This window comes from Candidatus Dormiibacterota bacterium (assembly GCA_035532835.1).
Lineage (GTDB): Bacteria > Vulcanimicrobiota > Vulcanimicrobiia > Vulcanimicrobiales > Vulcanimicrobiaceae > DAHUXY01.
The window spans coordinates 104584-129220 of record DATKQG010000096.1; the positions used below are offsets into that span (position 1 = coordinate 104584).

The window sequence follows — 24637 nt, forward strand, 5'->3', positions numbered from 1 at the left end:
AGCTACCCGTTCTGCCGAAGGAGAAGCAAGCAGCCCGAAGGTACTGGAAGGCATGTATCGATCGGTCGCCGCCGCCCTTGCCCTCTGCCTGCTTTTCGCGCCCCTTCGCTCGGCTGCGCTGGAGAGCGTCGCGCACCCGCAGATGGTGCTGCAGTACCCGCCCGCGCCGAAGGACGCTACCGTCGACACCTATTTCGGCGTCAAGGTGCCCGACCCGTACCGGCCGCTCGAGAACATCGATGCCCCCGCGACGCTGGCCTGGGAGCGCGCCGAGGAGCAACTGACCCGCGGGTACCTGGATGCGATTCCGGCCCGGGCGGCGATCGCGAAGCATCTGACGCACGTGGTCGATTATGAAAAAATCGGTGCGCCCTCGCATGTGAAGAACCAGTACTTCTATTCGTACAATTCCGGCCTGCAGAATCAAAACGTTCTGTATACGATGAACGGACCGAACGGGAAGCCACGCGTGCTGATCGATCCGAACGCGCTTTCGAAAGACGGGACGGTCGCGTTGGGCGATACCTCCGTGAGTACCGATGCACGATACATCGCGTACGCGACGCAGAGCGCCGGATCGGATTGGGAGACGTGGCATGTTCGCAATATTGCGACCGGCAAGGATCTCCCCGACGTTCTGCACTGGAGCAAATTTTCGGGCGCATCGTGGATGCCCGGCAACCGTTCGTTTCTGTACGCGCGCTACGCCACACCGAAGCCGGGCAAAGAACGCACGAGCGCGCTGTACAACCAGCGCATCTATCTGCATCGCCTGGGAACCCCGCAATCCAGCGATCGGCTCTTTTACGCGCGCCCGGATCACAAGGATTGGTTCATCGGCACGACCGTTACGCTGGACGGCCGATACGCGCTGCTGAGCACCAATACCGGCACCTCGCCGAACAACCGCGTGTATTACATCGATTTGCGAAGCGCGAAGCGCGTCGTTCGGCCGATCTTTGCAAAAGCCGATGCAAGCTACAATTATCTCGACAACGCCGGTACGCGGTTTTACTTTCAAACCGATGCGAACGCACCGCGGGGCCGCGTCGTATCGATCGATCTTCGTTCGCCGAACGTCTTGCACACCGTCATTCCGGAGCGCGCGGCGGCGCTCGCTTCGGTGGCGACCGCCGGCCATCGGTTTTTTGCAAGCTACCTGGTAGACGCGCACTCCGCGGTGCGCGTCTACAATTATGCCGGGCATTTCGTTCGCGACGTTCCGCTGCCGGGCATCGGCTCGGCCTCCGGCTTCGACGGCTGGCCGGACGACCGGCGCGTGTACTACTCCTATGCGAGTTGGACGACACCGGGCGCCATCTACAGTTACGATATCGCGAGCGGTAAGAGCACGCTCTATCGCCGCCCCCAGATCGCCTTCGATGCGAACGAGTACCAAACCGACGAGGTGTTCTATCGCAGCAAGGATGGAACGCGCATTCCCATGATGATCGCGCACCGCAAAGGCATTGCGCTGGACGGCTCACACCCGACGATTCTCTACGGATACGGCGGCTTCGATATTGCGATGACTCCCTATTTCTCGTCGTTCATCGCCACATGGCTGCAGATGGGCGGCATCTACGCGGTCGCCAACATCCGCGGCGGATCGGAGTACGGCGAAGCCTGGCATCGCGCCGGGATGCTGGCGAACAAACAGAACGTCTTCGACGATTTCATCGCCGCCGCAGAGTACCTCAAAGCCAAAGGCTATACGTCCACCGCAAAGCTTGCGATCAAAGGCGAATCGAACGGCGGCCTGCTGATCGGAGCCGTCGAGACGCAGCGGCCCGATCTCGCCGGTGCCGCGCTCCCCGGCGTCGGCGTGCTCGATATGCTGCGCTACGACAAATTCACGGTCGGCAACGCGTGGATTCCGGAATACGGTTGCGCGACGTGCAGCAAGGCGCAATTCGAGACGCTCTTGCGTTACTCGCCGTTGCAAAACGTTCGCCCCGGCACGCACTACCCGCCGACGATGATCATGACGGCCGACCACGACGACCGCGTCTTCCCGGCGCATAGCTTCAAGTTTGCGGCAACGATGCAGGCCGATCAGGCTGGAGATGCTCCAATCCTCTTGCGAATCGAATCGAAGGCCGGGCACGGCGGCGGAACGCCGATCGCCAAGAGCATCGACGAATACGCCGATATCTACGCGTTCTTAGCCAAAAATCTCCACGTCGAGATTCCGGTTGGATTCTAGGCGAACTGCTCGAGAAGCTCGCCGATCGTCGGCTTGGCGACGAACAGTTTGCGCGTGGGATCGGCAAGGAAGCCCCGTTCCAACATGCTATCGAACAGGGCCAGGAGATCGTCGTAGAAGCCGTCGACGTTGAGTAAACCGATCGGCTTGTCGTGGATGCCGAGTTGTCGCCACGTAAGGATCTCGCAGAACTCGTCCATCGTGCCGACGCCGCCCGGCAAGGCGATGAAGCCGTCGCTCAGATCGGCCATGAGCGCCTTGCGTTCGTGCATGCTGCCGACCACGTGCAGTTGCGTGACGCCGGTGTGCGCGATCTCCGCGCGTTCGAGCGCTTCGGGGATGACGCCGATCACTTCGCCGCCCTCGGCAAGCGCGGCGTCCGCGAGCGTGCCCATGAGCCCGACGCGTCCGCCTCCGTAGACGATGCCGTATCCGGCGCGCACGATCGCTTGCGCGACCTCGCGGACAACCGGGTCGAAGGCGCGGTCGTGGCCGGAGCGCGCGCCGCAGAAGAGGCAAAGTCGGGGCATACCGCGCAGCGCTTTAGGCAAGCGGAATATACGCGCCTGCCGGAGCAAACAGCGGGGATGCCTAGCGACGATCGGCGGCTCGTGTACTCCAGCGAATCCGGCTTTCTCGCCGAGCCGAAGCCCGGCCGGCAAAAGGCCCCCGGCCAAGCTGCCAAACCGAGCCTGCCCCAAGACGGCGTGATCCGGATCGCACGCGAGCGACGGCGCGCGAGCACGGTGAGTCTCGTGCACGGCTTGAACGAACGCGAGATCGCGGACGTGGCAAAGGCGCTCAAGCGCCACTGCGGCACGGGCGGAACCACGAAGAACGGTACGATCGAGATACAAGGCGATCACCGCGAGAAGATTGCCGCGTGGTTTGCGGCCCAGGGCCGCAAGGCGAAGCTCGCGGGTGGCTAAGGCGCTCCCCGGCCCAAGCATGTGGGCGACCACGCGCGCATTGTTGCCCACGCCGTATCGTGCGCTGCCCACCTTTCTCGCAGCCACCGCTGCGCAATACGGCCCGGTTTCGACGTTCGCGCTGCCGTGGAGACGATTCGTGTTCGTCAACGATCCGGAGGCGATCAAAGCGGTCTTCGTAACGCAACAGCACGCGTTCGTGAAATCGGAGGGCGTGCGAACGCTGCGCATTCTGCTCGGCGAAGGCTTGCTCACCAGCGAGGACCCGTTGCATCGCAAGATGCGTCGCATCGTGCAGCCGGCGTTTCATCACGCGCGTATCGGTGCGTACGGCGTAACGATGCTCGAGCACGCGCGCGAGTTCGTGGCCGGCCTTCACGATGGCGAAACGTTCGACATGCACACGGCGATGAGCGAACTCACCCTCAAGATTGCGGGGAGTACGCTGTTCGGCGCGGATACTGCGGATCAAGCGCAAGCCGTGCGCGATGCGTTGCACGAAACGATGGACGTCTTTCCCGGAGCGATCGGCCCGATCGGCAAGCTCCGCCGGCGATTGCCGCTAGCATCGACGCGGCGCTTCGAGCGCGCCCGGGCGACATTGGATGCGATCGTCTACGGCCTGATTGCGGAACGGCGCCGGTCGGCGAGCGAACGCGGCGACGCGCTCTCGCTGCTGCTTGCAGCCGGAGAGGCCGAAGGCGCGGATCGCCCGAGCGACGAGCAGATTCGCGATGAGGTGATGACGCTATTCCTTGCCGGCCACGAGACCACGGCGAATGCGTTGACGTGGACGTGGTATCTGTTGGCATTGCATCCCGAGGTTGTCGAGCGCTTGCGCGCCGAGAGCGCGGGCATGGATTTTAGCGCGGATCCGTTCGCGTTACTCGCAGCCTTGGAATACACCACCCGCGTGGTAAAGGAGGCGATGCGTCTCTATCCGCCGGCCTGGATTATTGGGCGCCAAGCTCTCGCCGACGTCGAGTTGCTCGGGCGCTATCCCATCCCCGGCGGAGCGACGGTGCTCATTTCACCGCTCGTGTTGCAGCGCACGCCCTCGCTCTATCCGCGCGCGTTGGAGTTCGACCCCGATCGATGGAACGATGGCGAGGGCATCCCGTTTGCGTACGTTCCGTTCGGCGGCGGCGCGCGTCGTTGCATCGGAGAAGCCTTCGCCTGGATGGAAGCGACGCTCTTGCTCGCGTATATCGCGCGCAGCTTCACCTTCGCGCGGACGCCGGGCCCGGATATCCGGATCGACCCGCTGGTTACGCTCCGCCCCAAGGGCCCCATGCTCGTGCAGGCGACGAAGCAAACCGCCTAGCCGCGAGCGCGCGTGGAGGAGTCGAGCAATACAACGCGCGAGTCTGCGGTTGTGGCATCGCTACTACGCAGGCTCGGCACACTCGATCTGGCGTTGATTACGATCGGAGCCGTGATCGGCTCGGGAATCTTCCGAACGCCGTCGGTTGTCGCGCAGCGGGCACACATTCCCGCCCTAATCCTCGCCTGCTGGGCGTTGGGCGGAGTTGTAGCGGTAATCGGCGCCTTCGTCTTTGCGGAACTCGCCGCCCGGCGCCCGCTCAGCGGCGGGCTCTACGCGTACCTGCGCGACGCCTATAACCCCGGCGTCGCGTTTGTTTTTGGCTGGACGCTCCTCTTCATCGGCGACACCGGCGGCACGGCCGCAGCCGCCGTCTTATTTGCCGGATACTTCGAGCCGTTAACCGGCTTGCACGTCGCGCCGACGATCGTCGCGGTCGTAACGCTCGCGCTCGTCACGGCGATCAACGTTCTGGGCGTGCGGCAAGGAGGGACGTGGCAGAACGTCTTGGTCGTGCTGAAGATTGGCGCGATCGGAGGATTGATCGCGGCCGGTATCTTCGCGCATCCTAGCGCCGCGTCGGCAGCACCGGTCGCGTTCCATAGCGGCGGCACGCTGCTGGGTGCGCTCGGGGTAGCGATGCTGCCCGTGCTCTTTTCCTACAACGGCTTTCAAGGTGCGAGTTTCATTACGGGCGCGACGCGCGACCCCGAGCGCACCATTCCTCGCGGACTGGTTATCGGAGTCGGAACGATCGTCGTTATCTATCTGCTCGCGAATATCGGATATCTGCACGCGCTCGGTGCCGCCGGCCTGGCCCGCACGCACACGCCCGCCAGCGATGTGATGCAGGCCGCAATCGGACCGGTAGGCGCGCGCGTTATCGCGGTCGCGATCACGCTTTCGACGCTCGGGTTCATGAGCACGCGTTTGCTTGTTGCCCCGCGCATCTATCATCAAATGGCGCAAGACGGGTTGTTTTTCAAAGCGGTCGGATGGATTAATCCGCGGACGCACGTTCCAACCGTCGCGATCGTGCTCGAAGGATTGGTTGCGGCGATCATCGCCGCCAGCGGGACGTTCGAACAAATCGTGAACTGGGTCGTCGCTCCCGAATGGGCCTTCGTTGTAATGGCCGCAGGCGCGGTGTTCGTCTTCCGGCGTCGCGATGCAGATAAACTGCCGCCGGCCACGCGCGTCCCCGGGCATCCATGGACGACCGGTTTGTTCATTATTACGCTGCTCGCAATTTTCGCGGCCGAATTGCTGACCTATCCGCGAGATACGCTCTACGGCGCTTTGGTGATGGGCGCGGGCGTTGTGTTCTTCTTTGTGTGGCGGCGCACTCGCGCCGTAAGGTAGCTTGCCGGGCTCAGAACAACTGGCCATGCCGGAAGGCGCCGCCGGCGAGGGCGACCGGTCTGTACATGGTCAAAACATTGGCACAGCACATCGCGTTCGAATCGGATGCCCGGGGGCGGACCGCGATTGACCGTTACGATTTCGATTGCACGCCGCGCTGGTTAGAGACAGGATTCTCCGAATCGCGCGGTCATAATGGTCGGGATGAAGCGCTTTCTTACCGGCGTTCTTGCCGTTATCGTGGTCGCTGCTCCGCTGGCCATTCGCGCCGCCGCAACAGCTCCGACCAAAGAGCAATTGATCTCCAAGCTGTCGTGGCGCAGCATCGGTCCGGCGATCGGAGGACGCGTCGTCGCGGTCGCGGGCGTTCCAAATGAGCCCAACCTGTTCTACATGGGCGGCGTCGAAGGCGGCGTTTGGAAGAGCACCGATTACGGCCTGACGTGGGATAATATTACCGACGGCAAGATTCCGGGAATCGCTGATCCAATCGGCGCGCTCGCGGTGGCGCCTTCAAATGCGAAGGTCATCTACGCGGGCACCGGCGAGGCGGACATCCGCAGCGATTTCGACACGGGCGACGGTATCTACAAGACGACCGACGCCGGTAAGACTTGGCACTACGCCGGGTTACGCAACACGCATATGACGACCAAACTGGTCGTCGACCCGCACAATCCCAACGTCGTGTACGCTGCGTCGATGGGCCACGTGTTCGTGCCCAACACCGACCGCGGCGTTTTCAAGACGACCGACGGCGGCAAGAGTTGGCACAAGATTCTGTACGTCGACGCGAAAACCGGCGGCGTGGACCTGGTGATGGACCCGCACAACGCGAACGTGTTGTACGCCGCGATGTGGCAGGCACAGCGCGTGCCGTGGAAGCTGACCAGCGGCGGCCCCGGCAGCGGCTTGTATAAAACGACCGACGCCGGTGCGCATTGGACCAAGATCTCGACCAATCCCGGATTCGCCAAAGACCTGCTCGGAAAGATCGGCGTGTCGGTCGCGGCGAGCAACCCGCGCATCGTGTACGCGATCGTGCAGGCCAAGGACGGCGGCGTGTTCCGCTCGCAGAACGGCGGGGCGACTTGGAAGCTGGTCAACAACGAGATGAAGCTGCGCCAGCGCGCCTTCTACTATACGGCGATTTTCGCCGACCCGACCAATGCGAACGTCGCGTACGCGCCGCAAGTCGACAGCGTCTACAAGACGACCGACGGCGGTAAGACGTGGAAAGTGATCCCCTCGATCCCGCATGGCGATCACCACATCATCTGGGTCAATCCGCTCCATCCCAAGATCATGCTCGAGGGCAACGACGGCGGCGCGACGGTGTCGACGAACGGCGGCAAGACATGGAGCACCGTGTGGAATCAGAAGACCGGGCAATTCTATAAAGTTGCGCTCGACGACCAGTTCCCGTTTCATGTCTACGGCGCGCAGCAGGACGAAGGGGCCTTCGAGGCCCCGAGCGCGATGCCGGGCGGCGCGATTCCGCTTTCGGCATGGCAGTCGGTCGCGCTCGGCGAGAGCACGTGGGTCGCGCCCGAACCGGGTCATCCCGACGTGACGTACGGGGCGGGCTACAACAGCTCACTCGTGCGCCTGAACAATCACACCGGTGAAGAAAAGAACGTGAGCCCGTGGCCGCGCTACATGGCCGGCTCGCCCGCGGCAGAAACCAAGTACCGTTTCGGGTGGACGCACCCGATCTTTTTCTCTCCCGCCGATCCCAAAGAGTTGCTCGTCGGCTCGCAAGTCGTCTTCTCGAGTATGGATCAGGGACAGACGTGGAAGGTCATCAGCCCCGATCTCACTCGCAACGACAAGAGCACCGAGGGGCCGACCGGCGGTCCGATTTTCCTGGATCAAACCGGCGCGGAAACCTTCCCCGACGTCGCGTCGCTCGCGGTCTCGCCGCTCAACAAGGACGTGATCTGGGCCGGATCGGCCGACGGCCTGGTGCACGTGACGACCGATCACGGCGGCAGTTGGAAACTCGTCACGCCGCCTGCGCTTCCGCAATGGGCGCAGATCAGCTCGATCGAACCGTCGCACACCGCGGAGGGCACGGCATATCTGTCGGCATCGCGTTACATGTGGGACGATTTCCACCCGTACGTGTATAAGACGACCGACTACGGTGCGCACTGGACGACGATCTCGGCGAATCTGCCGAACGATCAATATGTGTTCGCCGTGCGCCAGGATCCGCGCGAGCCGCGCCTGCTCTTCGTGGGTACGCGCAGCACGGTCTACGCGAGCTTCGACGACGGCGGCCGCTGGACGCCGCTTACGCTCAATCTTCCCGGCGTGCAGGTTCGCGATCTCGCGATCGATGCGCGTGAGGGCGAACTGGTGGCGGCCACGCATGGCCGTTCGTTCTGGATTCTCGACAATCTGGCGCTGCTCGAACAGATTGCGCGCGGCGATCAGCCCGGCGCGGATGCCGCCTATCTCTACGCACCGGAGAACGCGTGGCTAACCCACGCGTACGGTGGCGGCGGATACGGAAGCAACGATCCGACCGCGGGCGCGAATCCCAAGTACGGAACGACGGTATTCTTCGACATACCCAAGGGTTATAACGGCCGCACGCCGGCGACGCTCACGTTCGAGGATGCGTCGGGCGCGACGATTCGCAATTTCACGCTGCATCTAGCGAACAAGCACGAGAAGAAGCTGACCAGAGCGCAGCGGGCGCTGATGGACAGCACGGCGTTGCGTGCGCACGACATCGCCGAAGCGACCGCAGTCAAGCCGGGAATGAATACGTTCCAGTGGGATATGAAGTACCCGCCGGCCTACGACGTTCCGGGATTCCGTAACGCCGAAACCGACGACTTCCCCGACGTCGGCGACGGACCGACGATTCTGCCCGGCAAATATCAGGTGACGCTGCACTACGGCGGCAAGTCGTACACGCAGCCGTTCACCGTGACGCTCGATCCGCGTCTGCATCCGGCCGACGGCGATCTGGAAGCGCGCTTTGCGCTGGAAACCAAGATCCACGATTCGATCGACCAACTCGATCGAGCGATCGACGCGGCGATGAACGCTCGTGCGGGACTGCCGGCAGCGCGTCGGGCCCAAGTCAACGCGGAGATCGCGGAACTGGTCATGCTTCGCATGAATTCGAGCGAAGCCGACGTGCTGTATGCCGACAAAATCCGCGCCCAGCTCGGCTTCTTGCTCAATTCACTCGAAAATGCGTATCAGAAGCCGACGGCGGCGGAGTACGCAACCTTCGATGACTTACGTAAGATCGCCACGATGGGTGAAGACCGGCTCAAGGCACTGACGGCGCGATAAGCGGCGTCAGTGCCTTGATACCTCGCCTTGACGACGTTCGGTCTCCATTGATTTGTCGCTGGACCGTCGGCTCAAGAACAGCCGGATAAAAGCTACCGCCGCGTTCGTCACGGCGATCAACGTTCTGGGCGTGCGGCAAGGGGGGACGTGGCAGAATGTATTGGTGGTGCTGAAGATCGGTGCCATCGGCGGGTTGATCGCGGCCGGTATCTTCGCGCATCCTAACGCCGCGTCGGCCGCACCGGTCGCGTTTCATAGCGGCGGCACGCTGCTGGGCGCGCTCGGGGTTGGGATGCTTCCCGTGCTCTTTTCCTACAACGGCTTTCAAGGCGCGAGTTTTATTACCGGCGAGACGCGCGACCCCGAGCGCACCATTCCTCGCGGGCTGGTTATCGGAGTCGGAACGATCGTCGTCATCTATCTGCTCGCGAATATCGGATATCTGCACGCGCTCGGTGCCGCCGGCCTGGCCGCCACGCACACGCCGGCCAGCGATGTGATGCAGGCCGCAATCGGACCGGTAGGCGCGCGCGTTATCGCGGTCGCGATCACGCTTTCGACCCTCGGGTTCATGAGCACGCGTTTGCTCGTTGCTCCGCGCATCTATCATCAAATGGCGCGAGACGGGTTGTTTTTCAAAGCCGTCGGATGGATTAATCCGCGGACGCACGTCCCAACCGTTGCGATCGTATTGGAAGGATTGGTTGCGGCGATCATCGCCGCAAGCGGGACGTTCGAACAAATCGTGAACTGGGTCGTCGCTCCCGAATGGGCCTTCGTGGTAATGGCCGCAGGCGCGGTGTTCGCCCTCCGGCGTCGCGACGCAGATAAATCGCCCCCGACCGCGCGCGTCCCCGGGCATCCATGGACGACTGGCCTGTTCATTCTCACGCTCCTCGCAATTTTCGCGGCCGAATTGCTGACCTATCCGCGGGATACGCTCTACGGCGCTTTGGTGATGGGAGCGGGCGTCGTGTTCTTCTTTCTGTGGCGACGCGCTCGCGCCGTAAGGTAGCTTCCGCCATCGCCTTCTGGGGATTCCTAGCAAGATGCCGACGTTGCCGTACTTGCTGGCCAGTTTCGACCGTGAGTTGGGTGTCTCCCCGGACTCATTGAGTGGAGGAGGGTCTTCCTGTGATTGTGCCGGAACCTTCGATGGCTTGGCGAACAGTGGGTGACGATGGCACGTGCGGACTTGCTTCTGAATCTCGTTGACGCGGCGAATCGCAATGATACGCTTATGATCAAGCACGCCGTTGAGGCCATGGCAGCCGAAGAGCGCGCCAAGAACCATCACGTGCTAGCTGATCAACTCTCTGCGCGGATTGAGCGCGAAAAGTCGGCTCCAAATGTGCAGCGATTAGCAGCAGCGTTAATGACAGACCTCTGGTATGAGCGTTCGCCACGGATACGGATACAGGATCTGATCCTCGCATCCGATGTTTACTCGACCGTATCACAACTGGTTGAGGAACAGCATCGGACGGAGCTTCTTCGTTCGCATGGCCTGGAACCGCGCAATAGAATACTACTAAATGGGCCGCCTGGTAATGGAAAGACGACTCTTGCCGAAGCGATCGCGGAGTCTCTTGTTGTTCCGTTGATCGTTCCTCGATACGAGTCTATTGTCGGGAGTTTGCTCGGAGAAACCAGCCAGCGGCTAAGGCAACTTTTTGACTACGTTGCTACCCGCCGTTGCGTGCTGTTCTTGGACGAATTCGATACGGTGGCGAAGGAGCGTGCTGACCAGCACGAGACGGGTGAGATAAAGCGCGTAGTAAGCTCGCTGCTGTTGCAGATCGATCAATTACCATCGCATGTGGTTGTCGTCGCGGCAACAAACCATCCGGAGCTATTGGACCGCGCCGTTTGGCGCCGATTTCAGGTTCGGCTTGCGATGCCCCCACCAATCGCCGCACAGGTGCGAGAGTGGTTCGCGCTGTTTACCCGGCGCTACGGTATCGATCTACAGAAGAGCGCTTCGGCGCTCGATGGAAAATTCGCCGGCCGCAGTTTTTCCGACCTTGAGGAGTTTGCGTTAGACGTGCTGCGTCAGATCGTCCTCGCCGGGCCCGACGGCGACCTGCGCGCGATAATTAGCCAGCAGCTTAGGAGGCAGGTTGCTCAAACTCGGGCTGCGGCACAGCGGAGGCCCACTTTGAACCGCTCCAACAGCTTGGCGAAGAAAAAGAGGAAGTAGGGTCAGATAATATATGGACGGTGAGGGTGCTGGCCAATATCCACTGATTGTTTTCCCGACGAGGCAGCGAGGCGCTAGTCAAGATAGATTTGGCCGTCCTCCGCGTCTCACGTTCCCGACTCATGGACGACAGATCGCTCGCGCGGAGCCTCAATTCAAGAACCTTCAAGATCGCTTCAATGCGGCTTTGCAGGTTGCGCCTGATGGCGTCGAATCCGACCTCGTTCTCGTCATTGAGATAGCTGGGCGTGTTGTCGACTTCGTAAATGCCACGAGATACGTTGAGGGGCTCAAGTGGATAGGCGAATGGGATACAGAAGATATCGATCCGAGCCTAGACTTCGCGACCAGTAATGAAGGACAGCGGGTGGCAGGAACGCTCTTTTTGATGTTCTCGAATCAAAGCGCGATGCGCGAGCTGCTGTCACTTTGGGATCGTTACAAAGAGAATCCGGCGGCGCAATTCCGCCGCGGGCTGAACAAATGGCGCGACGTGTTCAAGCAGCTTCATACCATCCGCCTTTGGGACGAGCAAGATCGTGTTACTGACGAGTTGGTAAAAGATTGGCGCCTGCGGCTTGAAGGCGGCTTGAACGTGGTCCCGTTCGAGGCCGAGCTTTGGTATTCGCAAAATGAGGACAAGAGACGAAAGGCTGAGGCAGAACTTAGGGCAGCGGTAGAAGATGCCGGCGGCCGTGTGGCCGGGCATTACGTCATCTCAGAAATAGATTATCAGGTAGCCGTCGGCGAGCTTCCGTCGGATGTAGTGCGCAATATGCAGGGCGACCGTGCGGCCTCGATATTTAAGAACCCGGGAGTGATGTATCTTCGCCCAGCGGCGCAGGCGCTTGTTTCATCGGACGAGGGAGACTTCATCCCGACGGAAGATGCGGCGACGCGGCCGCTCCCTGATAATAGTAAAGAAGCTGTGGTCGCGATCCTGGACGGGCTGCCAGTAGGGAATCATCCTTTGCTCAGTGATCGGCTAATCATCGATGACCCCGATGGGTGGGCGGCGACAGTTGCCGCATCCGATCGTGTTCACGGGACGGCGATGGCCTCTCTCGTCGTTCATGGCGACTTGGGTGCGAGGGAGTCGCCGCTCACGCGGCCTGTCTATATACGCCCGATTCTGATGCCTGATCCAGCCGATTGGCGGAATGATCCGCGGGTCGAATGTGTCCCGGAAGGAGTACCGTTCGCTGATATTGTGCGGCGTTCCGTAGAACGGCTGTTTGACGAGTCATTACCGGGCGTCGGCAGGATATTCGTTATCAACTTATCCGTCGGCGATCTGTCGCGAATGTTTTTAAGAAGTATCAGCCCGTGTGCGCGACTTTTGGATTGGCTTGCATGGAAGTATAAGGTTTTGTTCCTCGTTTCTGCTGGGAACCATGTTCAGGACGTTGATCTAGATATCACGCGCGATTCCCTTGCAATACTGCCGGCGCTCGATGTGGAGAGCCAACTCATTAGGGGACTTGAGCGACAAACGCTTGATCGCCGACTTTTGAGCCCAGCAGAGGCAGTGAACGCTTTAACAGTTGGTTCTGCGCATCGAGATTCGTCTGAGCCGCTTCCATTGGAACGACAGGTTTTGGCGTTTCAGGACGTGCTGCCGAGTCCATTCAATGCGCATGGGTTTGGTTATCGGAGGGCCATTAAGCCTGACGTCCTTTTCGACGGCGGTCGGATTCTCTTGGAAGAAGCAAACGTTCAGGAACCTGGTAGGACCAGAGTGCGGATGGTGAGGGCGCTAAGACCGCCAGGAAATCGCGTCGCAGCACCACCGCCGCGGGGCACCGGATTAGTGGCGTCGCGAGAGAGCCATATAAGGGGAACAAGCAATGCATGCGCGTTTGCCACCAGAAATGCTGCTTTTCTTTACGAGCTGCTGAGCAATCAACGCATGGTCGAAGGAAGTGTTCCGAATGGGTATATGGCAGTTGCATTAAAGACGCTGTCTGTTCATGGTGCAGAATGGGGAACGCTGGGAGAGCGATACATAGAGGCCCTTGCGGCTGAGCCGAGCGTGCTCCCACCGTTTGTAAAGCAGCGAGAATATGTAGCGAAATACCTTGGTAATGGCATCGCTGACTTTAGCCGCTCCGTCCTTTGTAATTCGCGCCGCATTACACTGATTGGGTATGGGAGTCTTACCGATGGGGAGGCCGACGTTTACACGTTTCCTTTGCCGCTAGCGCTTAGTGGTCGCAGAGGGATGCGAAAGCTCGTGGTCACGCTTTCCTGGCTGTCGCAAATGAATCCGCGACATAACAATTATCGGCGAGCCCATCTATGGTTCAATTTCCCAGCGGAAGACGCGAAACCAGGATTGGCTGTATCGTCTGCGCGAGCCGAAGTTCATAATAGGCCAGCACAACGCGGGACGCTGCAGCACGAGATTTTCGTTGGCGATGAGGCGAGAGTGCTCAAGCCCGAGTCGTCGATTCTCATTTCCGTTAACTGTAAGGCGGATGCCGGGAGCTTCGAAGATAAGGCGCCGTATTGCTTGGCCGTGACAATGGAGGTCGGCGAAGAGCTTGACCTGCCGATTTATCAGCAGGTTGCCGAGCGCGTTCGACAGGCCGTACAGGTACAACCCTAATGCCTATGGCTGCTTTCCGGCGGACATTCTCAGGCCACGGGGAAGCCGCTCCTAATGCCCTGTAAGGACTTGGGAATTCCGCACACGGCTGAGGGCGGATTCGCGCAAAACGCCGGCACCGGCTGGCGATTTAGAGATCGCCGAAAGGCCGCGGCAAAGCGGAAAATGCTGGCGCCGGCAGCCCATTGATGGCTTGGGTACAAATCCGCAGGAGCTATTTGACTATTAGTGGTCCGTCTAACAGAGCGGACGAAATCGGGCGGGAACGGCCGGGGCAAAAAAGCGGAAATCCCTGAAAATCGAGGGTTTTAGTAACGCTCGGGACCTGCCGGGACCCCACTTCGAGAATTCAACTCATTTGCTGCTTGCAAACGCGGCTCTAAGCAACTTCTTCGACCTTTCAATAACAAAGATGAACCGGCTCCGTTCAGAATTACACGGCAGCACACGCGCCGTGGGTGACTGCGATCGGAATCGCCATGGTGACGGTATAGCCGCCGTCGGTCAGCGCGCCGCGCGACCCAGAGCGGCCCGAAGTTCGTGTTCTCCGACGACGCTTCGTTATGCGCCCGCATCGGATTCGACTCGAACTGATATTGGAAGCCTGCCGGACTAGTCGCCAAATGTCGACCCGCACCGCGTTATCGGGCAACGCCATACCGCCGTTGATATTGTTGCCGCCGTATACTGTGTCGTCGGCGTGCCGTGCCGCACAGGCGCCGACTTCTTCGCGGTAGGCGTATGAAGTGTCTATTGCCCCTTCTGTGCGCCGATATAGAGGATCCATTTGGCGAACAGGGCTGGTTCGGTGTTGAGGTTGTTGGCATTGCCGTAGACGAAATAGAATTCATTGTGGCCGCGCAAGTAATGCAGCGCGAGTGAGACGTTGTCTGCCTTGACGAAGCACCCGGGCTGGTACGGATTTCCCGTTGCGATATTGCAGGTAGATGTCGGCCAATAGATGCTTTCGTACGTCAGCGCTTGGAACGCGTTGGGGAGATTCGGACCAACGATGCGGCGCACTCCGAGGTCGAACTGCCACGCTTTGTTCGGCTGCCAGTCGAGCGAGGGGCGCTCCAGCCATTGATCGCTCGAAACTTCGCCGGGATAGGTGGTTAGGTATCGGTCCTGGTCGGTCTCGAGTGTAAGGTGGATACGGCGGGTTACGGGCAGCGTGAGGAGATACGTCCACGCGTCGAGTTCGCCATGGTAGTACGGGCCGCCGGTGTATTGAACGTATGACGGCGTGTTCGTGTTTTCACGGTACCCGATGTTGACGCCGTTGCCGTTAAAGGGTAGGAACTCGTTCGCAACGGTGCGGATGCCCTGGGAAGTCGCATAGAACTTCACGGAGAGCAAGTTTTTCAAGTCGAACTTGACTTGCGATTCCTCGTCCGTTTGTGCGAGCAGGCCCAGATGATTGTTGTATCGCGCGTAGTAATTCTGAACGCTGACATCGTGAAGCCAAGACGACGGCGTGAAGTTGAAGGTGTGCTGCAGGAGGCTTTGATAACCGAAGATGTCGTTCTGTGCGACGTAGCCGTCGAGAGGATTGAATTGAGCGCCGATCCGCTGCACGCCGGCCACATAGCTGCTCGTTGCCGTTGAGTATAGCAAACCATACTCCCGGTCTTGGGCCTGCGCGCCGTCGGTGACCAGCGATCCCGATTCGAAAGCATTGTTGCCGTAGACGCCGAAGTGAGTATGTTGGTTGAGATAACCAAAATCGAGCGAGGAGGTGTCGTCGTGGAGTCCATAGGCGTCAACCGCGACACGCTGGGTCTCGATGCCATACATTTGCCGTGGATCCTCGTAGGAGTAGTTCGCGGTCTCAGCTTGGTCGGTACGGGCCACACCGAGCGCGTCGAATGCGGCGAACGACACGCGCCCCTGTGTGCCCTCGGCACCATAGCCTTGCGAAAACGTTGGAATCGCCGGCGTGTATAGCGTTAGAGGACACGAGACACAGATGAAATTGTAGTTGAAGACGCTCGCCAGTTGGGTGAAGAATGGCCGGACTTCAACATATTGGCGGGCGAACGCGGTCGGCGCAATCGTCTGCTGATCGGACTCCACATTCGAGTAGTCGGGGTGCAACGTCCCGACGAATGACGCGGTCGGATCGATCGGGAGGGAGAAATCCGCGCCGACACGCGAGGTGCTGCCGCCGTTTATGCGGCTCGTCGCCTCGCCAAGACCGTACAACTGCAGACGTGCCGGGTTGCGGACGCTCGCCGATTTCGATCCGGCCGCCGCGACGCCGACGCCTTTCACCATGCCGATGAATGTCGGATCCGACGGCGAGCTCGCGATGGACGAGTAGGCCCATACGTCGAGCGAATTCCTTGCTTGTGAGAAGCGCACGAATTGCATGCGCCAATCGTGCGAGCCACCCGAGCGAATGATGCTCAGCGGGATGCGCATCGTGACGTCATAGCCGTTAGGGGTCGAGTGGGCGATGGCGGTCCATTCCGGTGAGTACGCGCTGTTCTCGCTTGAGGTTTGATAGCGCGTGCCGATCGGATTGGCGAAGAACGCGTACAAAAATCCCTGGGTCCCTCGCGGACTGAGATAGACGCCGACATAATCATCGCTTAATACCGAGCTGCCGTTGGTGTGCTGGCTGGCCATGAGTACGCCCTTCTGCGTGATTTCGAACGCGACGTAGAGCGCGGTACCGTCTTGTGCTACGCGCACCGCCGCCGGCGAGGTCGCCGGGCGGTGATATGTAAAGTCGTAATCCAGATGGACCGTTGCAGCGCCGCCCCACGACTGATTCACGTCGCCGTTTATCATCGGCGCAGGCGCGGCGGGCAGTGTGAGGGTGGGTGGTGGGTTGTTCGCGGCCGCCGGTAGAGCAGCCGCACAGAGGAGCACCGTGGACAGGAGCAATTGCGGCGTTGCGGCGACACGAAGCACGCCTCGTGCGAAGATTCTCATGAAGGCTCCTAAAATGGTGCTTAATTAGTGATGTCGGCGCGCTGTCTTAGCGCACGCTATCTATCCTGCGTCTGATGGTCTGATAAAAGCTGGCGCCGATGCACATCGCCGGGATGACTCCCAAAAGCCCAATCCAGGCGCCAAGTGGTGCTTGAGAATCGGGGTTGCCTGCGAGCGCCGGAATAACGAAGCACAGAACCAGAAATAGCGCTGCACTAAACGCTACGCGCAGACCGTCGGTCCGAACGAGTCGCGCAAGGATCGCGCCGAAAACAACTGCAGCAGTCCAGTTGACGCAAAACCATCCGAATCCAGTCTGGACTACCGTATCGATCAGCACGACCACAAAGAACATCTCGAGTAGTACAGCGAGCGCAAGTAGTGCGACGCCAATGCGGCGAAGCGCCGACTCGTTCGATCTGGAATACGAGAGAAGCGACGGTATTGAAAGCACCGTTTGCGTCCAATACCAGCGATTTGCAGCCTTCGCCCCGCTCAAATACATGATGCGAAGGTATTCCTCATGCAGATCACCAGCAACAATCTCGTAATCGCATTCAGGAGCGGCGGCTACGACAAGCGCTTGAGCGAGGGTAGGTGGCCTCACGCGGTTGCGTCCCGTAGCGACACACCCGCATGAAGTCGTTCCAGGGTGTGTCGGGCATTTTTGAGTGCCGAAACGCCGTCAGCCTCGATCTTGAAGTGCCGTTTGGCTTTGCCGCCGCGCTCAGCGGTCGGCTCGCCGATCCAAGACGAGACCAGTCGCTTCCGTTCGAGACGCTCGAGTGTCGCGTGGACCGCGCCGATCGCGGGAGAACGTCCCGTAACACGCTCGATTTCAGCGCGAATCATCGCCCCATACGCACCGTCGCCCAAACGGAGGACGGTCAGCAGAACGACGTGCTCGAACTCGCCGAGATACTCACCTTTCGCCATAATATCCACATAATAGATAATATAAGGTCCTCTGTCAAACCGTCAGCTTTTTCTCAGCCGACGGGAGGGGTGAGGAGGCTTTGGCAGGCCTCAAATCGTGCAGAGCGACCGGGATCCGTGCGGCGCCTCGAAAGTTCGATTCCCGTTGGCACTACACGTTGAAGCCCGAAGTCATGGCGATTCTGGGCTTCTTGCTATTAGGAATGTCAGCCAAGTAAGGGGCCTGTCGATCGGCTATCCGGGAGAGACGTCGAGATTGGAGATACGACCTCGTTTGTCGACAGTGAATGAGCCTATAGCGTCCACACTTTCAAAATGCACCAAGTACAGGTATGTTGTGCCTTTGACTGAGGGATGTGATCCCTTGTAAATAAAGCCTTCGATTGGTCCAAGGCCGGCAACCTGGGCGACGAACGATTTCATCACCTCATCGCTGAACTCTTTTGAAACAGCGGGCTTGAGTTGCGAGCGATCGAGATGCCCACTCATCATGAGCTGGAAGAGCTTCCGAAAGCGCATCGTGAGCGCAACGTGCTCGCCGGGGGCCGATTCGTAAGGCGCGAGCGTCGCAAACGGTGGCCGGGAATAGCTTTGACCACAGCGACCGAGATCGAGCCCCTTTGCCGAATTGGCTCGGATAAAGGCGACGATGAGCGTGTCCGTACAGGGTGGCCTTGGGCTATCGTGCGAGCCGCCCTTGATGAGCAGCATGCGAGCATTGGGAAGATATGGAAGTGCCTCCCGCGCTGATGATACAGGCGAGGCTGGGTCGTCGCTGCCGTTGATCATGAGTATCGGCGCATCGCTGCGAACCGGGTCGACAAACCATGCGGGTACCGGCTTCACGTTCCAGATTCGGCAAGCGCGTTGCTGCGCGCGTATGCGCAAATCACCTTCGAACGAGTTTGCGCTTACACGCCTAACTGCACCCTCGGTAATGAAAGGTATGTCTTCCGCGCAGGTAACGGAAAGGTTGAGGCCATCGGCCAGAAGCCCATCAAACAAGTGAGTCATTTGATCAATCAGGCTGCTGAGGGGAGCGTAGTCTCCGCGGTAAGCCCGCTCGATGATCACGGGAATGTACGCTGCCTTTGATGAGAAGTAGAGCGCCTGCCTGAGGCGATCAACAAACACCTCTTTCGACAACGCCACCGTCTGCATTCTGTTTGTAACGGCGTTGCGAATTTGCATATGCAACGGCCCATGGTTAAATCTTTGAACAAGAGCGGCGAAGTGCTGTTTGAATAACGGAAAGTGCTTCGAACAAGTGACGTCCGCCTTGCAGGCCTCGATGAGTGCAGTCATCGCCACCTGGGCACCCTCCGCCATTTGAAGTGGAATAATCTCGAAATGTGGTGGCGAAACGCCATCGAGCACCATGCTCTGAACGTGCTCCGGATACTGACGGGCATATGCTAGATAGAAACGCGTCCCGTAGGAGCCACCATAAAGGACAAGCTTTGGGTAGCCCAATGCGGCGCGAAGATCATCTAGGTCTGCGGCGGCAGCTATTGTCGAGTAGTCGCTAAGATCGGCGTGGCGGGAAAGGCGATCCCTGCATTGTTTCACGAGTGAGTCGGGCCACAACTGCGCGAAATACAACTCGGGATGCGCGCGCGGATCGAAATCGCAGTTCTGTGGTGCAGATTGGCCGGTGCCGCGATTATCGACAAGAAGTAGGTTGTATTTGTCACGCAGCTGCGTAAACGCCGACGCGCGACCGGCGTCGGCGAGTCCCTCCGCCTCGGCCGTCGATGAAACGCCAGGACCGCCTGGGTTAAACGCGACCGCGCGGTTCGTGGGATGCTCCGCTTTGATGATGATGAAGTGGAGCGTAATCGTTCGGCCGCTCGGCAGAGAACGGTTTTCGGGAACGACGAACGTTCCGCATTCGGCGGGCAGGTGCTTTCTGCCGACATGGCACGAGCGCGATTGCAGCCGCTGTGCCGATGGATCATTGTGAGACCCGGTCTGGGCTAAGAGCGCTACGGATAATAGCGTCGCGATCATGAGGGCGTCGTACCGCGGGCCGCCGGTGGGCTCCTTTGCTACAGATCAGGCCGAGGGCCCGGCGTCACATTCGACGGCTTCAGCCGAGAACGGTCTTCACTCCTGCGAATTAGCTCGCGGGAATCTTGGCACCATCGTGCACCCCTAGGCCAAGACGAGTTGTTCGTCGCCGACGCCGGCGCGTAGGACGGCTTCGTGGATCATTTGATCGGCGATCTCGCGCACGGCCCAGCGCGCTTGCGCGTCCGGCGAGAGTTTGTCGATCGGGTCGAAGTACACGAACGCCTTGCCCGGCTTGACGCTGGGAGCCGCGTAGACAGCGATGCCGTTCTCGCGATCGTAATACTCGTATGAGTGCACGTCGCGTTTTCCGCCGCCGCCCGGCGCGTCGCATACGAATGTAGGCGTATTGAATCCGGCGGTACTGCCGCGGACGAACTTCTCGATGTCGGTCGCGGTTTTTATGGTGGTCCGTAGTTCCTCGACGCCCTTTACCATGTCGTGCATGTAGACGTAGTACGCGTGCACGTTGAGATACTCCAAGCGCTTCACCAGGAGTTGCATGCGCTCGGGCGTATCGTTGACGCCACGGATAAGCACCGATTGGTTACGCGTGAAGATGCCGCGTTCGAAGAGCTTGGCCATCGCCAGTTGGGTGATCCACGTGATCTCTTCGGGAGCGTTGAAGTGCGTGTGCAGCACGACGTCTTTGCCCATGCTGCGGCCGCGCTGTACGACGGCGGTGAGCGCGTCGAGCCACTCGGGATGCGTCAGAATCTTCATCGGCATCACGGCCGGGCCTTTGGTAGCAAAGCGCATGCGGCGCACGTGCGGGATATCCAGCAGCGCGTTACCGATCAGTTCGATGTTTTTCGGCGGTAGCTGATAGGTGTCGCCGCCGGAGATAACGATGTCTTCGAGTTCGGGCCGCTCGGCGATATACTTGAAAGCGTCTTCCCACTGCTTGGGCGTTTTCGCGAGCGAGACCTTATCCACGTTCTCCGTGTCGGGGCCGATCGCGTAGCTGCGGGTGCAGAAGCGGCAGTACACCGGGCAGGTGTTGAGCGGCAGAAAGAGCGCTTTATCCACGTAGCGATGCACCAAACCGGATACCGGAGAGTCGTCTTGCTCGTGCAAGGAATCGAGCGTAAGCCGCGGATGATCGGGGAGAAGCGTCGATGCGAGCGGCACGAATTGGCGGCGAATCGGGTCGTTGACCGGATCGTTCCAGTCGATCAGTGAGATCGCGTACGGCGAGACGCGCACCGCCATCGGCGCGCGCGTAAAGCCTTCGGCAACATCGGCGAAAAATGCGGGCGAGCACACGTCTTTGATCGTATTCAGCAGTTCGGCGGGCGTTTTGACGGCGTTCTTCTGCTGCCAAAGATGGTCGAGGAACGTCGCTTCATCCACATCGCGATATGCGGGAATATGGCGCCAGAACTCGCCCTGCTTGAGGTTTTGATACTCGAACTGTTCGGCAGTTGCGGGCGGTTTGAGGTGGGAGATCTCGCTCATCGTGATGTTCCTTGCGGGGATGGCGGTTCGCCGGGTGTTGCGTACCGGTGGTTAAAATAGCGATGGATCTGCGGATGGTTGCGCAGCGTCTGCAGCGCGATCTCCGCGTGGCCTTTGGCGTAGCCGTTGCCCACGATCATCGTGATGTCTTTACCGACGCCTTCGGCGCCGAGCGCCGCAGCCGTGAACGACGTCGACATGGAGAAGAAGTAGACGGTCCCTTCGTCCTTCGTGCACAGGATCGACCCGAGCTCCGTCTGCGGCACGTTGACGCAGTTGACGACGACGTCGGCGAGGTGCGGAAGGTGTTCGCGAACGCGCTCGCAGATGTCGAGCGCGTCGCGCGCGTCGGCGACGACGAACGCATCGACGAGCCCCGCATCGCGCAGCAGCCGGGCCGATGCGGTGTCGGCGCTGGGCGCAACGCCGATGACGCGGCCGCTCGGGCCTACCGCGGCTTTCGCCTGCGCGCACGAGAGCAGCCCGCTCTTGCCGTCGGCGCCGATGACGACGACGCTTTGGCCCGGTTTGCAGAGCCGAGCAACCTGTGCGGGTGCGCCCGCGACGTCGAGGACGGCGAGCGCCACGCTCTCGTCGATATCGGCCGGCAGCTTCGCCCACAGCCCGCTCGCAAATAAGATCGCTTTGCCGCGAATCCAGACGCGACCGGTCTCGACGTCGACGCGGGTGACCGCTTCGATGTGCAACGGCGTGAGCGTCAGCGAAACCAACGAAGCGATGCGGTCGCCGGCCTTCAGATCGATCTTCGCGCGCAGTTCCTTGCCGACTTTGAGTACGTAGCCGATAAACATGCCGCCGCTACCGGTAACGGGGTTGTGCTGCTTGCCGCGTTCGCGCACGTTGGCCATGATGTGCGCCGCAATCGCGCCGGGATCGGCACTGCAAGCATCGCTGATCTGCTTGAACGATGCCGAATCGATGTTGAGCGTCTCGACGTCGCACAGAATTTCGTTGTCGAACGCAACCGGCGTATTGTCGATCTTCCAGGCGCTCTGCGGCATGGAGCCGCTCGGCTCGAGCACGCGATGCGTGCCGAGCGGGTGGATGGTACGCTCGAAAGCGAGGCTCATGGCGTTACGGAAATGCCCCCGCGTTCGAACGGTGTGGAGAGAACGATCGTGGTTTTGGTGCGTGCCATGCCCGGCACGTTTTTGAGCCGCCCGAGCAACTCGTCCAAGTGTTGGGTGGAGCGCGTCATCACTTTGCAGACGAACGACTCTTCACCGGCGACCGAGTGCACTTCGCAGACTTCCGGCATCGCGGCGAGCGCTTGCGTGAATTCGTCGTACTTCGTATCCGGAGCGGTATAGCAACTGACGAACGCGACGAGGATGAGTCCGAGCCGCAGCGCGTCGAGCTGGGCCGCGTAGCCGCGAATGTGGCCGCGCTGTTCGAGCCGCTTCACACGGTCGTGTACTGCGGGCGCCTTCAGCCCGACGAGAGCGCCGAGCTCGGCAAATGTCGACCGCGCGTTGCGCTGCAGCGCATCGAGCAATTGGAGATCGAGGTCGTCGAGTTCGTCGTTTGCCAAAATCATCGTTGGTTGTCCGTCGGTTTTGCCGAAGGATATTCGGCCGATAAACTATAGCACCAGGTATTTGTTCGGCGCAACCCCCGGAGGAGCGGGTAGCGCCCCGGCGGGCGCGAACGACCCTCAGGTGAAGCGTTGGACCGCCATTTGTGCCCTCGCCCTGCTGGCTGCATGCAGTCGCCCTGGGCCGTCGTCGGCACCGGCGGGCGTGGTCCGCTTCGATATCGCCGCCGATCCCAGCGGCCTGAACCCACTCTTCCTCCACCCGGACGCCGCCTCGGTCGAGCAGCAGCTCGCCCGGCTGGCATTCGAACCGTTTATCGACCTGGACCAGAGCGGCCGGCCGGTGCCGGTGCTGCTCGCTCGGATTCCCACGCGAGCGAACGGCGGCATCTCGAGCGACGGCCGCACGATTACGTACGTGCTTCGGCCCAACGTGCGCTGGAGCGACGGGCGCCCCGTCACCAGCGCCGACGTGCTCTTCACCCTGCATGCGATCTTGAACCCGCGCAACCCCGTACGCTCGCACGAGGGGTACGATCTGATCGATCGCGCGACCGCTCCCAACGCTTCCACGGTGGTGCTGCACCTGCGTCATCCGTGGGCGCCGGCGGTGGTGACCTATTTTTCGAACGGCATCGCGCCGCAGTTCGTGTTGCCCAAACACATCTTGCAGACGCAGGGTCCGCTTGCAACGGCGGCCTTCAATGCGGATCCGTCGGTCGGCGACGGGCCGTTTACGTTCGTCTCGTGGAGCCACGGCGAATCGCTGCGCTACCGCGCCAATCCCCTGTATTGGCGCGGGAAACCGCACGTGCGCGCGCTCGATATCCGCATCATTCCCGATCCTTCGACGAATTTAGTGATGCTGCAATCGGGACAGTTGGATTGGAACCTGATCGCGCCGATGCAGGAGGGGATTATTCGCGGCAAGCCCGGGATGCGCTTTCGCACGACGGCCACCGCGGTCGTTGCGGGGCTCGCATTCAATACGACGCATCCGCCGCTTGACGACGTGCGCGTGCGCCGTGCGATTGCGATGTCGATCGATCGCGACGCCATCAGCGCGAAGATTACGCTCGGCGCCTACCCCGTGACCAATGCGATCCAACCGCAATTTTCGTGGGCATACGACCCGACGATTCGTCAGCCGGGGTACGACCCGACTCGCGCCGACGCGCTCCTGCGCGCTGCCGGGTGGATTCGCGGAACCGACGGCGTGCGTCGTAAAGGCGGCGAGCCGTTGCACCTTACCTACGTGCAGTTTCCCGAATCGGTTACCGGCGTCGCCGTCGCGACCGCGGTGCAGGCGGAGCTGCGCTCGCGCGGCATCCGCGTCACGATCAAGAGCGTGAGCAACGCGCAACTCTTTCTGCCGGTGCACGGAACGCTCGCGACCGGTGCTTTCGATCTAGCCTATATTCCGTGGACGCTCGGCGCCGATCCCGATGACTCCGCCGTACTCGCGTGCGGGGGTGCGGCAAACTACATGCGATGGTGCAACCCACAGGTCGATCGGCTCGAGCGCCGCGCCCTGTCGTCGGCATCGCAGAGCGAGCGCAAGAGCCTCTATGCGAGCATCGCGCGGATCGTGGCCGATCGCGTCCCCGTGCTCTACCTCTTCAACGCGCGATACATCTATGCGTATCGAACGCGGCTTCACGGTTTCCGCCCCAACCCGTTTCTGCCGACCTGGAATACTTGGCAATGGCGGGTATAGTACGTATCGATGCACGT

Annotated in this window: 17 protein-coding genes; 9 read left to right on the top strand and 8 right to left on the bottom strand. The window is 60.7% G+C overall.

Annotation, left to right across the window (positions count from 1 at the left end):
- The first annotated feature begins 52 nt into the window (after positions 1–52).
- Positions 53–2206, top strand: coding sequence for a prolyl oligopeptidase family serine peptidase (locus VMW12_12395; GenBank protein HUZ50516.1), 2154 nt, complete (start codon positions 53–55; stop codon positions 2204–2206).
- On the opposite strand, the gene VMW12_12400 is transcribed toward VMW12_12395, so the two are convergent.
- A complete protein-coding gene (locus tag VMW12_12400) occupies positions 2203–2736 on the bottom strand; it encodes a TIGR00730 family Rossman fold protein (protein ID HUZ50517.1) in 534 nt (177 codons plus the stop codon). The two genes, VMW12_12395 and VMW12_12400, sit on opposite strands and share 4 nt — an antisense overlap.
- 57 nt (positions 2737–2793) lie before the next feature.
- Here VMW12_12400 and VMW12_12405 point away from each other — a divergent pair, with 57 nt between their 5' ends.
- The 7 genes from VMW12_12405 (at position 2794) to VMW12_12435 (ending at position 13944) form a co-directional block, all read left to right on the top strand.
- The gene (locus VMW12_12405; GenBank protein HUZ50518.1) at positions 2794–3135 is read left to right on the top strand and encodes a stress response translation initiation inhibitor YciH; all 342 of its coding nucleotides are present in this window, start codon (positions 2794–2796) and stop codon (positions 3133–3135) included.
- The gene (locus VMW12_12410) at positions 3128–4459 is read left to right on the top strand and encodes a cytochrome P450 (GenBank protein HUZ50519.1); all 1332 of its coding nucleotides are present in this window, start codon (positions 3128–3130) and stop codon (positions 4457–4459) included. The genes VMW12_12405 and VMW12_12410 overlap by 8 nt, the downstream gene beginning before the upstream one ends.
- A gap of 51 nt (positions 4460–4510) precedes the next feature.
- Positions 4511–5821 (top strand): amino acid permease, encoded by a 1311-nt coding sequence (locus VMW12_12415; GenBank protein HUZ50520.1) that lies wholly within the window; start codon positions 4511–4513, stop codon positions 5819–5821.
- Between the two features lie 204 nt (positions 5822–6025).
- Positions 6026–9136 carry a glycosyl hydrolase gene (locus tag VMW12_12420; protein ID HUZ50521.1) on the top strand — a complete coding sequence of 1037 codons (3111 nt, stop codon included), beginning with the start codon at positions 6026–6028 and terminating at the stop codon, positions 9134–9136.
- 52 nt (positions 9137–9188) lie between these two features.
- Positions 9189–10151, top strand: a complete 963-nt coding sequence (locus VMW12_12425) for an APC family permease (GenBank protein HUZ50522.1) — start codon at positions 9189–9191, stop codon at positions 10149–10151.
- A 165-nt stretch (positions 10152–10316) separates the two neighbouring features.
- A complete protein-coding gene (locus VMW12_12430; protein ID HUZ50523.1) occupies positions 10317–11336 on the top strand; it encodes an ATP-binding protein in 1020 nt (339 codons plus the stop codon).
- Positions 11337–11349: 13 nt separating this feature from the next.
- Entirely contained in the window at positions 11350–13944 is a 2595-nt protein-coding gene (locus VMW12_12435) for a S8 family peptidase (protein ID HUZ50524.1), read from the top strand.
- 750 nt (positions 13945–14694) lie between these two features.
- On the opposite strand, the gene VMW12_12440 is transcribed toward VMW12_12435, so the two are convergent.
- The 7 genes from VMW12_12440 to VMW12_12470 form a co-directional block, all read right to left on the bottom strand.
- Entirely contained in the window at positions 14695–16884 is a 2190-nt protein-coding gene (locus tag VMW12_12440; protein ID HUZ50525.1) for a sugar-binding protein, read from the bottom strand.
- A gap of 46 nt (positions 16885–16930) precedes the next feature.
- A complete protein-coding gene (locus VMW12_12445) occupies positions 16931–17491 on the bottom strand; it encodes a hypothetical protein (protein HUZ50526.1) in 561 nt (186 codons plus the stop codon).
- Entirely contained in the window at positions 17488–17820 is a 333-nt protein-coding gene (locus VMW12_12450; protein HUZ50527.1) for a PadR family transcriptional regulator, read from the bottom strand. Before VMW12_12450 ends, VMW12_12445 begins: the two co-directional genes overlap by 4 nt.
- 234 nt (positions 17821–18054) lie before the next feature.
- The gene (locus VMW12_12455; GenBank protein HUZ50528.1) at positions 18055–19830 is read right to left on the bottom strand and encodes an alpha/beta fold hydrolase; all 1776 of its coding nucleotides are present in this window, start codon (positions 19828–19830) and stop codon (positions 18055–18057) included.
- A gap of 144 nt (positions 19831–19974) precedes the next feature.
- On the bottom strand, positions 19975–21348 hold the full coding sequence (locus VMW12_12460) for a KamA family radical SAM protein (GenBank protein ID HUZ50529.1): 1374 nt from the start codon (positions 21346–21348) through the stop codon (positions 19975–19977).
- Positions 21345–22439 (bottom strand): L-erythro-3,5-diaminohexanoate dehydrogenase, encoded by a 1095-nt coding sequence (locus tag VMW12_12465; protein HUZ50530.1) that lies wholly within the window; start codon positions 22437–22439, stop codon positions 21345–21347. The genes VMW12_12460 and VMW12_12465 overlap by 4 nt, the downstream gene beginning before the upstream one ends.
- On the bottom strand, positions 22436–22906 hold the full coding sequence (locus tag VMW12_12470) for an Lrp/AsnC family transcriptional regulator (protein HUZ50531.1): 471 nt from the start codon (positions 22904–22906) through the stop codon (positions 22436–22438). Before VMW12_12470 ends, VMW12_12465 begins: the two co-directional genes overlap by 4 nt.
- Positions 22907–23027: 121 nt before the next feature.
- Here VMW12_12470 and VMW12_12475 point away from each other — a divergent pair, with 121 nt between their 5' ends.
- Complete coding sequence (locus VMW12_12475; GenBank protein ID HUZ50532.1) at positions 23028–24620, top strand: peptide ABC transporter substrate-binding protein; 1593 nt, start codon at positions 23028–23030, stop codon at positions 24618–24620.
- Positions 24621–24637 lie beyond the last annotated feature (17 nt).

Coding starts and splice junctions, on each gene's coding strand:
- VMW12_12395 (HUZ50516.1), top strand. CDS start 53: ATGTATCGATCGGTCGCCGCCGCCCTTGCCCTCTGCCTGCTTTTCGCG.
- VMW12_12400 (HUZ50517.1), bottom strand. CDS start 2,736: ATGCCCCGACTTTGCCTCTTCTGCGGCGCGCGCTCCGGCCACGACCGC.
- VMW12_12405 (HUZ50518.1), top strand. CDS start 2,794: ATGCCTAGCGACGATCGGCGGCTCGTGTACTCCAGCGAATCCGGCTTT.
- VMW12_12420 (HUZ50521.1), top strand. CDS start 6,026: ATGAAGCGCTTTCTTACCGGCGTTCTTGCCGTTATCGTGGTCGCTGCT.
- VMW12_12430 (HUZ50523.1), top strand. CDS start 10,317: ATGGCACGTGCGGACTTGCTTCTGAATCTCGTTGACGCGGCGAATCGC.
- VMW12_12435 (HUZ50524.1), top strand. CDS start 11,350: ATGGACGGTGAGGGTGCTGGCCAATATCCACTGATTGTTTTCCCGACG.
- VMW12_12440 (HUZ50525.1), bottom strand. CDS start 16,884: ATGAGAATCTTCGCACGAGGCGTGCTTCGTGTCGCCGCAACGCCGCAA.
- VMW12_12450 (HUZ50527.1), bottom strand. CDS start 17,820: ATGGCGAAAGGTGAGTATCTCGGCGAGTTCGAGCACGTCGTTCTGCTG.
- VMW12_12455 (HUZ50528.1), bottom strand. CDS start 19,830: ATGATCGCGACGCTATTATCCGTAGCGCTCTTAGCCCAGACCGGGTCT.
- VMW12_12460 (HUZ50529.1), bottom strand. CDS start 21,348: ATGAGCGAGATCTCCCACCTCAAACCGCCCGCAACTGCCGAACAGTTC.
- VMW12_12465 (HUZ50530.1), bottom strand. CDS start 22,439: ATGAGCCTCGCTTTCGAGCGTACCATCCACCCGCTCGGCACGCATCGC.
- VMW12_12470 (HUZ50531.1), bottom strand. CDS start 22,906: ATGATTTTGGCAAACGACGAACTCGACGACCTCGATCTCCAATTGCTC.